Here is an 11,905-nt window from a genome sequence, read left to right as displayed (position 1 = left end):
TGTACCAACGTTTACGTGCGGTTTTACGCGTTCAAACTTTTCTTTTGCCATCTTAAAAAATTCCTAATTAAGAAATTAAAGCCTGACTCACTATTGAGCCAGACAAGCTAAAATCATATTACAGCGCGAGCTGAAATTATTGTATCTGCAACCTGCTTTGAGGCTTCAGCGTACTTCAAAAACTCCATAGAGTAAGAAGCACGACCCTGAGTTGCAGAACGTAAAGCAGTCGCATAACCGAACATTTCAGACAGTGGAACCTGCGCATTTATTTGCTTAAGTCCACCAAGTGCATCTTCCATGCCCTCGATCATGCCGCGACGACGGTTTAAGTCGCCAACTACATCACCCATGTTTGAGTCAGGAGTGATTACCTCAACCTTCATTAGTGGTTCTAAAAGAACTGGGTTTGCTTTAAGCGCACCGTCTCTCATAGCTAATGAACCTGCAATTTTAAATGCCATTTCATTCGAATCTACATCATGGAACGAACCATCATATAAAGTCGCTTTAACGCCAAGTAAAGGATAGCCTGCCAGTACACCTTGAGACATTTGCTCTTGGATACCTTTGTCTACCGCTGGGATGTATTCTTTAGGAACTGATCCACCTACGGTTTCGTTAACGAATTCGTAAATTGGAGAATCATCATCCGAAATATCCATCGGTTCAAGCTTCAACCAAACGTGACCATATTGACCACGACCACCTGATTGACGAATGAACTTTCCTTCAACTTCTACAGTTGAACGAATAGCTTCACGATATGAAACCTGCGGCTTACCAACGTTACATTCAACACTGAATTCACGTTTCATACGGTCGACGATAATATCTAGGTGAAGTTCACCCATACCAGAAATAATTGTCTGGCCTGATTCTTCGTCAGTTTGTACGCGGAAAGACGGATCTTCGGCAGCTAGTTTACCTAGCGCGATACCCATCTTGTCCTGGTCAGCGATTGTGCGAGGCTCAACCGCAACAGAGATAACTGGTTCTGGGAATTCCATACGCTCAAGCGTAATAATTGAATTCGGAGCACACAGTGTCTCACCTGTTGTAACGTCTTTAAGACCAATAGCCGCCGCGATGTCGCCTGCGTAGACTTCTTTGATCTCTTCACGAGAGTTTGAATGCATCTGTACGATACGGCCAAGTCGCTCACGCTTACTTTTAACTGGGTTGTATACCGCGTCACCCTGTTTAACAGTACCAGAGTAAACACGGAAAAAGGTTAAAGTGCCAACAAACGGGTCTGTTGCAATTTTAAATGCAAGTGCAGCAAACGGCGCTTTATCATCAGCTGGACGTTCCTCTTCGGTACCATCTTCTAAGATACCTTGGATTTGTTTAACTTGTTCTGGTGAAGGCATGTATTCTACAACGCCGTCAAGCACCGCTTGAACACCTTTGTTTTTAAATGCGCTTCCACAAGTTACTGGAACAATCTCATTGGCTAATGTGCGTTGACGTAAAGCATTTTTAATTTCTGCTTCACTTAACTCTTCACCTTCTAAGTATTTGTCCATTAGTTCTTCTGAGGCTTCAGCAGCGCTTTCAACTAAATGAGAGCGCCATTCTTCAGCTGACTCAAGAAGGTCTGCCGGTATTGCCTCATATGTGAAAGTCATACCCTGGTCCGCTTCGTTCCAGTTAATCACTTTCATTTTTATAAGGTCAATAACACCTTTAAAGTCGTCCTCAGCGCCTACTGGCAACTGAATTGGAACAGGCGTTGCTCCAAGACGAGATTTCACCTGGCTAACAACAGCTAAAAAGTCAGCGCCCGTGCGATCCATTTTATTTACGAAGATCATTCTTGGAACTTCGTATTTGTTCGCTTGACGCCAAACTGTTTCAGTTTGCGGCTGTACACCAGAAGAAGCACAAAGCACAACTACCGCACCATCAAGTACGCGTAAAGAACGCTCTACTTCGATAGTGAAATCTACGTGTCCTGGAGTATCAATAATATTGATACGATGGGCGTCAAATTGAGCGTCCATCCCTTTCCAAAAACACGTTGTTGCAGCAGAAGTGATTGTGATACCACGCTCTTGTTCCTGCTCCATCCAGTCCATAGTTGCAGCGCCATCATGTACTTCACCGATCTTATGAGAAAGACCAGTGTAGAACAGAACACGTTCTGTTGTGGTGGTTTTGCCTGCATCTACGTGAGCTACTATGCCGATATTACGGTAGCGCTCAAGTGGAGTTGTACGTGCCATATGATCCTCTTAAAGGTTAAGGACAGATTACCAACGGTAATGAGCGAATGCTTTATTCGCTTCAGCCATACGGTGAACGTCTTCACGTTTCTTAACCGCAGTGCCTTTATTATCAGCAGCGTCAACGATTTCTTGAGCTAAACGTAAGCCCATAGATTTTTCGCCACGCTTACGTGCAGCGTCTACTAACCAACGCATACCTAATGCGTTGCGACGAACTGGACGTACTTCAACTGGTACTTGATAAGTTGAACCACCAACACGGCGAGATTTAACCTCTACCTGTGGACGGATGTTATCAAGTGCAGATTCAAAGATTTCTAGGTGCGACTTGCCTGATTTCTCAGCAGCCACGTCTAGCGCACCATAAACAATTTTTTCAGCAGTAGATTTCTTGCCGTCTAACATTACGATGTTAACGAATTTAGCAAGAAGTTCCGATCCGAACTTAGGATCTGGAAGAATTTTACGTTGACCTATTACGCGTCTTCTAGGCATTTTGTATCTCCGGTTTATTCAGGTTTGCTCTTTCGAGTCAATCACCCAAAACAATAATTAATAATATTTAGTGCTTGGCCTTACTAACGGAATACAATTACCCTTTAGGGCGTTTTGCACCGTATTTAGAACGAGCTTGACGACGGTCGCTAACGCCTGCACAGTCAAGTGCACCACGTACAGTGTGAAAACGCACACCTGGTAAATCTTTAACACGACCACCACGGATTAGGATTACACTGTGCTCTTGAAGGTTATGACCTTCACCACCGATGTAAGATGTTACTTCGAAACCGTTAGTTAAACGTACACGAGCTACTTTACGTAACGCTGAGTTTGGTTTCTTAGGTGTAGTTGTATATACACGAGTACATACACCGCGCTTTTGCGGACACGCTTTTAGTGCAGCTGAGTTACTTTTCGTAACCTTGCTACGGCGTGGCTTACGCACTAGCTGGTTAATAGTTGCCATTTAAATAGCTCCTGAAATTAAAATTACTACTGAAAAAAATAAAAAAATCCGCCCTTTATTACCTGCCTACGATAAGCACACAAGTAAATGGGTGGCGGAATTTTAATGAGCAAAGTTTAACCTGTCAACCTAAACTAACCGTAAGACAGCACTTAACTGCCTTACGTTCTCTTAATCTATTGATTAAGAACAGTTTATTGATTTCCAGACAAATCAGCATTTAGTGCATCAGTTAGTGCTTGAGTTGCCTCTTCAGCGCTTACTGTTTGCTCTTCTACTACTTCTTTGCTTTGTTTACGGCGAGCCATACGATCTTGATGATACGCAAAACCGGTACCGGCTGGGATCAAACGACCCACAATTACGTTTTCTTTCAGACCGCGAAGCTCATCGCTCTTACCATTCACTGCTGCATCTGTAAGAACACGTGTTGTTTCTTGGAAAGACGCTGCAGAGATGAAAGATTCTGTCGCTAGTGATGCTTTAGTAATACCCATTAACTGGATTTCAAACTTCGCTGGGATCTTACCTTGTTTTTCAAGGTCACGGTTTGCGATATTAACGCGCGCCACTTCGATTTGTTCACCAGCTAAGAAGTCAGTATCACCACCGTGTAAAATGGTACATTTACGTAACATTTGACGGATAATTGTTTCAATGTGCTTGTCATTGATCTTAACGCCTTGCAAACGGTAAACCTCTTGCACTTCGTTAACAATGTAGTTAGCAACATGAGTAACACCACGAAGGCGTAAGATGTCATGTGGTGATTCAGGACCATCGGCAATTACCTCACCTTTAGACACTTGCTCACCTTCAAACACGTTAAGTTGACGCCACTTAGGAATCATTTCTTCGTAATGATCGCCTTCAGCTGGAGTAATAACTAAACGCTTCTTACCTTTAGTCTCTTTACCGAAGCTAATAGTACCGGTGATTTCAGCTAAGATAGCTGGATCTTTTGGCTTACGCGCTTCAAATAAGTCGGCTACGCGTGGTAGACCACCCGTGATATCACGAGTTTTAGAGCCTTCTTGCGGGATACGTGCTAACACGTCACCTGGGTTTGCAGTCGCACCGTCTGTTACTTCAATCGTTGTGAATGAAGGAAGACGTGTTTCTTGCAGACCACGCTCATCACTTTCGATGATAAGTTTAGGCTCTTTAGCATTCGCTTTAGCAAGGTCTTTAACTACGATACGAGTCAAACCAGTTAGTTCATCGGTTTGTGTCTCTGTATTCGAGTCATCGATATCGCTAAACGATACTTTTGATTTGTGCTCAAGAACGATTGGGTGACTATGCGGGTCCCAAGTAGCAACAATGTCGTTACCTTGAACTTCTGCATTGTCTTGAACTGTTAATACTGCACCATAAGGTACTTTATAACGCTCTTTTTCACGGCCATGACTATCGATGATAGTGATTTCCGTTGAACGAGACGTAATAACAATTTTACCGTCTGTATTTAATACATACTTAGCATTGTGAAGTTTTAATGTACCGTTAGTTTTAACTTGTACATTATTTTCAGCTGACGCTCGAGATGCCGCACCACCGATGTGGAATGTACGCATCGTAAGCTGTGTACCCGGCTCACCAATTGACTGTGCCGCGATAACACCTACTGATTCACCTGCGTTGATGATATGACCACGTGCAAGGTCACGACCATAACAGTTAGCACATACACCAAAGTCATTATCACATGTGATAACTGAGCGTACGCGTACTTCATCAACCGAGTGCTCTTCTAAAAGGTCACACAGTTTTTCATCAAGCATGATATTACGTTCTACAAGTACAGTATTAGTACCTGGAATAACAACATCTTCAGCTACAACACGACCTAGTACACGTTCGCGAAGCGCTTCTACAACATCACCACCTTCAATAAGCGGTTTCATTGTTAAGCCATCTTCTGTGCCACAGTCGTCTTCGTTGATTACCAAATCTTGTGCTACGTCTACTAGACGACGCGTTAAGTAACCCGAGTTCGCTGTTTTCAGTGCTGTATCGGCAAGACCTTTACGCGCACCGTGAGTTGAGATGAAGTACTGAAGTACGTTTAGACCTTCACGGAAGTTAGCCGTGATTGGTGTCTCGATGATTGAACCATCTGGACGTGCCATTAGACCACGCATACCTGCTAGCTGACGGATCTGAGCGGCACTACCACGAGCACCTGAGTCGGCCATCATAAACACTGAGTTAAATGACGGTTGCTCTACTTCTTCACCTTTCGCGTTGGTTACTGTGTCTTTCGACAAGTTAGCCATCATCTCACGTGATAAGTTTTCATTTACACGTGACCAGATATCGATAACTTTGTTGTACTTCTCACCAGCCGTTACAAGACCTGATTGGAATTGTTGGTTGATTTCAGTTACTTCAGCTTCTGCTGATTCAATGATCTGCGCTTTAACCGGTGGGATAACTAAGTCATCGATACCGATAGAAACACCAGACTTCATTGCGTAATGGAAACCGGTGTACATAACTTGGTCAGCAAACACAACGGTGTCTTTAAGGCCTAAGCGACGGTAACACTCATTCAACAAGCTAGAAATCTGCTTTTTACCTAGTGGCTGGTTGATTGACTCAAACGGCATACCAGTTGGTAAAATTAGAGACAGAATTGCACGACCTACCGTTGTTTCGATAACCGTTGTAGTATCTTCTACTACACCGTGCTCGTTAGCAACTGACTGGCTAATACGTACTTTCACAATAGCGTGAAGGTCTGCATTACCGCTACGGTATGCTTTTTCTGCTTCTTTAGGATCTTTAAATATTGCGCCTTCGCCTTTTGCGTTGATGCAATCACGGGTCATGTAGTAAAGACCCAATACAACATCCTGTGAAGGAACGATGATTGGCTCACCATTCGCAGGAGATAGAATGTTGTTTGTTGACATCATCAATGCACGTGCTTCAAGCTGTGCTTCAATTGTTAACGGTACGTGTACCGCCATTTGGTCACCATCGAAATCGGCGTTGTAAGCCGCACATACTAATGGATGCAAATGAATCGCTTTACCTTCGATAAGCACAGGCTCAAACGCTTGGATACCCAAACGGTGAAGTGTTGGTGCACGGTTTAGTAATACCGGATGTTCACGAATTACTTCGTCTAATACATCCCATACTTCCGCTACTTCACGCTCTACCATTTTCTTAGCAGCTTTGATTGTCGTAGCCATGCCGCGACGCTCTAGTTTGCCGTAGATAAACGGTTTGAATAGCTCAAGTGCCATCTTCTTAGGAAGACCACATTGGTGAAGCTTAAGTGTAGGACCTACTGTGATTACAGAACGGCCTGAGTAATCTACACGCTTACCAAGTAAGTTCTGACGGAAACGACCTTGCTTACCCTTGATCATATCAGCAAGAGATTTGAGCGGACGCTTGTTAGAACCTGTAATAGCACGACCACGACGACCGTTATCAAGTAGCGCATCTACCGCTTCTTGTAACATACGTTTTTCGTTTCGTACGATAATGTCTGGTGCAGCTAAATCTAATAGACGCTTAAGACGGTTATTACGGTTAATAACACGACGGTAAAGGTCATTTAGATCAGATGTCGCAAAACGACCACCGTCTAGTGGTACTAATGGACGTAGATCAGGTGGCAATACTGGAAGTACTGTCATGATCATCCACTCAGGGTTATTACCTGATTGGTGGAATGATTCCATTAACTTAAGACGTTTAGTGATTTTTTTACGCTTAGTTTCAGAGTTAATTGTTGGTAACTCTTCACGCATCTCAGCAATTAATTGGCCAAGATCAAGTTCACGAAGCAAGTCTAAAACTGCTTCAGCACCCATCTTCGCTTCAAACTCATCACCGTGCTCTTCTAATGCATCTAGGTACTCTTCTTCACCTAGTAACTGACCACGCTCAAGCGTTGTCATACCAGGCTCAGTTACTACGAATGATTCGAAGTAAAGAACACGTTCAATATCACGAAGCGTCATATCTAGCATTAAGCCGATACGTGACGGTAATGATTTTAAAAACCATATATGTGCTACTGGGCTCGCAAGGTCAATATGACCCATACGATCACGACGCACTTTGGTCAGTGTAACTTCAACGCCACACTTCTCACAGATCACACCACGGTGTTTAAGGCGTTTATATTTACCACATAAACACTCATAATCTTTCACTGGGCCGAAAATACGGGCACAGAATAAGCCATCGCGCTCAGGCTTGAAAGTACGGTAGTTAATAGTCTCAGGTTTCTTTACTTCACCGTATGACCATGAACGAACCATGTCTGGTGAAGCAAGACCAATGCGAATTGCATCGAATTCTTCGGTCTTATTTTGTTGCTTCAGAAACTTAAGTAAGTCTTTCACCTTAGCTCTCCTGTCGGAGTTAATCTCGAGGACGGGTAATCTCGTCCCTACATTCTATTCAGCCGTAACAGATGCTGCAGCGTCAACTGCAGCATCTAATTGGCTTAATTTTCTTCCAACTCGATGTTGATACCCAGTGAGCGGATTTCTTTCAACAATACGTTGAACGATTCTGGCATACCTGGTTCCATCTTGTGGTTACCATCAACGATGTTTTTATACATCTTAGTACGACCATTCACGTCATCCGATTTCACTGTTAGCATTTCTTGTAGAGTGTAAGCAGCACCGTAAGCTTCAAGTGCCCATACTTCCATCTCACCAAAACGCTGGCCACCGAACTGTGCTTTACCACCCAGCGGCTGCTGAGTAACAAGGCTGTAAGAACCAGTAGAACGTGCGTGCATCTTATCATCAACCAAGTGGTTAAGTTTAAGCATGTACATGTAACCAACAGTTACTTGACGTTCAAACTGATCGCCAGTACGGCCATCATAAAGTGTAACCTGACCACTTCTAGGGTATCCACCAAGCTCTAGCATGTCTTTGATTTCGTCTTCTTTAGCGCCATCAAATGCAGGAGTAGCGATTGGTAAACCACCTTTTAAGTTTTCAGCTAGGCGACGAATTTCGTCATCAGAGAAACTTGCAATGTCTACAACTTGGCGAGATTCACCAATTTCGTAAGCTTGCTTGATGAATTCACGTAGCTCATGAAGCTCACGTTGCTCTTTCATCATTTCTTCTAAACGTTCACCGATACCACGTGCAGCAAGACCCATATGTGTTTCAAGGATCTGACCGATGTTCATACGCGATGGTACACCTAGTGGATTTAGTACGATATCTACCGTACGACCTTTATCATCGTATGGCATATCTTCTACTGGTACGATAGTCGAGATAACACCTTTGTTACCGTGACGACCCGCCATTTTATCACCCGGTTGGATACGACGTTTAACAGCTAGGTATACTTTAACAATTTTAAGTACGCCTGGTGCTAAGTCATCACCTTGAGTAATTTTACGACGTTTGTTTTCAAACTTCTTATCGTATTCAGCTTTAAGTTCATCGTACTGTGCAGCTAGTTGCTCAAGTTCAGCTTGCTTATCTTCTTCAGCAAGGCTTTGAGTTAATAGTTTTTCAGCATTTAATGACACTAAGTTGTTTTCATCAAAGCCTGCAGCTACGAGTAGCTTACGAGCGCGTTCTAAAACGCCAGCTTCAAGAATACGGAACTCTTCATTGAAGTCTTTCTTCGCTTCGCGAAGCTGCATGTCTTCAACCTCTAACGCACGCTTATCTTTTTCAACACCATCACGGGTGAAAACTTGCACGTCAATTACGGTACCAGTTACAGAATTTGGTACACGTAAAGAGCTGTCTTTAACGTCAGATGCTTTTTCGCCGAAGATAGCACGCAGTAGCTTCTCTTCAGGTGTAAGCTGTGTTTCGCCTTTCGGAGTCACTTTACCTACTAGAATATCGCCGCCTTTAACTTCAGCACCAATATAAACAACGCCTGATTCATCAAGCTTGCCTAGTGCAGATTCACCCACGTTAGGGATATCTGCAGTGATCTCTTCTGGACCTAATTTAGTATCACGGGCAACACACTGTAGTTCTTGAATATGGATAGTCGTTAAACGATCTTCTTCAACTACGCGCTCTGATAGTAAGATTGAATCCTCGAAGTTATAACCGTTCCATGGCATGAATGCCACGCGAAGGTTTTGACCAAGGGCTAAGTCACCTAAGTCAGTCGAAGGACCATCTGCTAACACGTCACCACGAGTAACCGGTTCACCAACCATGCACGTTGGTTTTTGGTTAATACATGTATTTTGGTTAGAACGTGTGTACTTGGTTAAGTTGTAGATGTCGATACCCGCTTCGCCAGGGATGCGTTCTTCTTCATGTACGTTTACAACGATGCGACTTGCGTCGGCATACATCACTTCACCACCACGTTTTGCAACAATCGTTACACCAGAATCTTTCGCTAGTGTTAACTCAATACCTGTACCTACTAACGGCTTATCCGCTTTCAATGTTGGTACTGCTTGACGTTGCATGTTTGAACCCATCAATGCGCGGTTAGCATCATCGTGTTCTAGGAACGGGATAAGTGCTGCTGCTACAGAGATCACCTGCTGTGGTGATACATCCATATATTGCTGGTCCATGCGACCCATAAAGGTTGATTCACCTTTGTGACGACATGGAATAAGTTCATCTACAAACTCATTGGTTTCAGTTAAGTTTGAGTTCGCCTGTGCGATAACAAACTGACCTTCTTCAATGGCTGATAAGTAATCAACTTCATCAGTTACTACACCGTCTACCACTTTGCGGTAAGGTGTTTCTAAGAAACCGTAGTCATTTGTACGTGCGTACGTAGACAATGAGTTAATTAGACCGATGTTTGGACCCTCAGGCGTCTCGATTGGACATACGCGACCGTAGTGAGTTACGTGAACGTCACGTACTTCAAAGCCAGCGCGCTCACGTGTTAGACCGCCCGGACCTAATGCAGAAATACGACGCTTATGCGTTACTTCTGATAGCGGGTTATTTTGGTCCATAAACTGTGATAACTGAGACGAGCCGAAGAACTCTTTAACCGCTGCCGAAATAGGCTTAGCGTTAATAAGATCTTGTGGCATTATCGCGTCAAGGTCACCTAAGCTTAAACGCTCACGTACAGCACGTTCTACACGTACTAGACCAACACGGAATTGGTTCTCAGCCATTTCGCCAACACTACGTATACGACGGTTGCCTAAGTGGTCGATATCATCAACATCGCCTTGACCGTTACGAATAGCAATTAATACTTTCATAACAGACACGATGTCTTCTTTGCTTAATGTGCCAGGGCCTGTGTCAGAATCGTAACCAACACGGCTATTAAACTTCATACGACCAACAGTTGATAGATCGTAACGTTCTTCAGAGAAGAACAAGTTTTGGAATAAGGCTTCAGCCGCGTCTTTCGTCGGTGGCTCGCCTGGGCGCATCATGCGATAAATTTCTACTAGTGCTTCTAAACGGTTGCTCGAAGAGTCAATGTTCAATGTATTTGACATGTAAGCACCGCTGTCCACTTCATTGATGTACAACGTATCAATGGTAGTGTGACCGGCTTTAACTAATTCAGCCATAAGCTCAAGAGTTAATTCATCATTCGCATTTGCAATAACTTCACCCGTTGATTCATCAACGTAGTTTTTAGAAATAATACGGCCAATGATGTACTCATGAGGTACTTCTAACTGAGTAATGCCTTTTTTCTCGATACTCTTGATGTGACGAGCCGTAACACGACGCCCGCTTTCAACAAGTACTTCACCGTCTTCGCCTTTGATATCAAAAGCGGCAGTTTCACCACGTAAACGTGAAGGTACAAGTTCCATAAGAACTTTACCGTCAGCTACTTCAAACGCAGTAGTATCGAAGAAGATATCTAGGATTTCTTCACTAGAGTACTCAAGTGCACGTAAGATGATAGACGCCGGTAATTTACGACGGCGGTCAATACGTACATATAAGTTATCTTTTGCATCAAATTCGAAGTCTAACCATGAACCACGGTAAGGAATAACGCGTGCGTTATATAATACTTTACCTGATGAATGAGTTTTACCGCGGTCGTTATCAAAGAATACACCAGGGCTACGGTGTAGCTGAGAAACGATAACACGCTCTGTACCATTGATTACAAAGGTACCGGTATCGGTCATGAGCGGAATTTCGCCCATGTAAACTTCTTGCTCTTTAATGTCTTTAACTGTGCCTGGAGCTTCTTTGTCCATAACAACAAGACGCAGTTTCACGCGAAGTGGAGCAGAATAAGTCACACCGCGAATTTGACATTCTTTTACATCGAAAACTGGCTCACCAATACGGTAACTTACGTATTGAAGCTCAGAATTTCCCGAGTAGCTTTTTATAGGGAACACAGAACGGAAGGCAGCTTCCAAACCATGATCGCCATCAGCGTCCGGCACTAAGAATTTTTTAAACGATTCTAACTGTGTAGACAGTAAAAAAGGTATATCCAAAACTTGTGGACGTTTACCAAAATCCTTACGGATACGTTTCTTTTCAGAATAAGAGTAAGCCATGGGGTTCCTCAGCTTGCTGATCTTTGACCCGACCTGTTCTTGTAAGAACAGACTTAACTGGCAGCTATGCCAAGATTTACAACATTTTATTGTTGTTCTAATTAAATCCCTTTTCAACACTAGCAAACTATAAAGCGTTGAAAGTAAAGAAATAATTAGATTTTATTTGCGCTATAAGAGTGCATCACTCCATAGCGCAAAAAGGCC

General features: G+C 43.4%; 5 protein-coding genes. All 5 read right to left on the bottom strand.

Annotated elements, in window-relative coordinates; all coding sequences use genetic code 11:
- Window positions 1-113: 113 nt before the first annotated feature.
- The 5 genes from fusA to rpoB all read right to left on the bottom strand — a co-directional run bounded on the left by fusA (window position 114) and on the right by rpoB (window position 11,698).
- Window positions 114-2,228, bottom strand: a complete 2,115-nt coding sequence (gene fusA, locus RF53_RS16785) for an elongation factor G (protein WP_006791258.1) — start codon at window positions 2,226-2,228, stop codon at window positions 114-116.
- Between the two features lie 27 nt (window positions 2,229-2,255).
- Entirely contained in the window at window positions 2,256-2,726 is a 471-nt protein-coding gene (rpsG, locus tag RF53_RS16780) for a 30S ribosomal protein S7 (protein WP_004588211.1), read from the bottom strand.
- Between the two features lie 97 nt (window positions 2,727-2,823).
- Window positions 2,824-3,198: a 30S ribosomal protein S12 gene (rpsL, locus tag RF53_RS16775; RefSeq protein WP_002958885.1), complete on the bottom strand. Its 375-nt coding sequence runs from the start codon at window positions 3,196-3,198 to the stop codon at window positions 2,824-2,826.
- Window positions 3,199-3,392: 194 nt separating this feature from the next.
- The gene (gene rpoC, locus RF53_RS16770; protein ID WP_006791259.1) at window positions 3,393-7,568 is read right to left on the bottom strand and encodes a DNA-directed RNA polymerase subunit beta'; all 4,176 of its coding nucleotides are present in this window, start codon (window positions 7,566-7,568) and stop codon (window positions 3,393-3,395) included.
- Window positions 7,569-7,672: 104 nt separating this feature from the next.
- Window positions 7,673-11,698, bottom strand: coding sequence for a DNA-directed RNA polymerase subunit beta (gene rpoB, locus RF53_RS16765; protein ID WP_006791260.1), 4,026 nt, complete (start codon window positions 11,696-11,698; stop codon window positions 7,673-7,675).
- Window positions 11,699-11,905 lie beyond the last annotated feature (207 nt).

The sequence above is a fragment of the Pseudoalteromonas sp. ECSMB14103 genome (assembly GCF_000813065.1).
GTDB classification, from domain to species: Bacteria; Pseudomonadota; Gammaproteobacteria; order Enterobacterales; family Alteromonadaceae; genus Pseudoalteromonas; species Pseudoalteromonas marina.
Note: the sequence above shows the minus strand (reverse complement) of the source record. Positions and strands in the feature narration are given on the sequence as shown.

Bases quoted from the DNA above. Each gene is read 5' to 3' on its own strand.
- rpoB (WP_006791260.1), bottom strand. From the start codon at position 11,698: ATGGCTTACTCTTATTCTGAAAAGAAACGTATCCGTAAGGATTTTGGT.
- rpsG (WP_004588211.1), bottom strand. From the start codon at position 2,726: ATGCCTAGAAGACGCGTAATAGGTCAACGTAAAATTCTTCCAGATCCT.
- fusA (WP_006791258.1), bottom strand. From the start codon at position 2,228: ATGGCACGTACAACTCCACTTGAGCGCTACCGTAATATCGGCATAGTA.
- rpsL (WP_002958885.1), bottom strand. From the start codon at position 3,198: ATGGCAACTATTAACCAGCTAGTGCGTAAGCCACGCCGTAGCAAGGTT.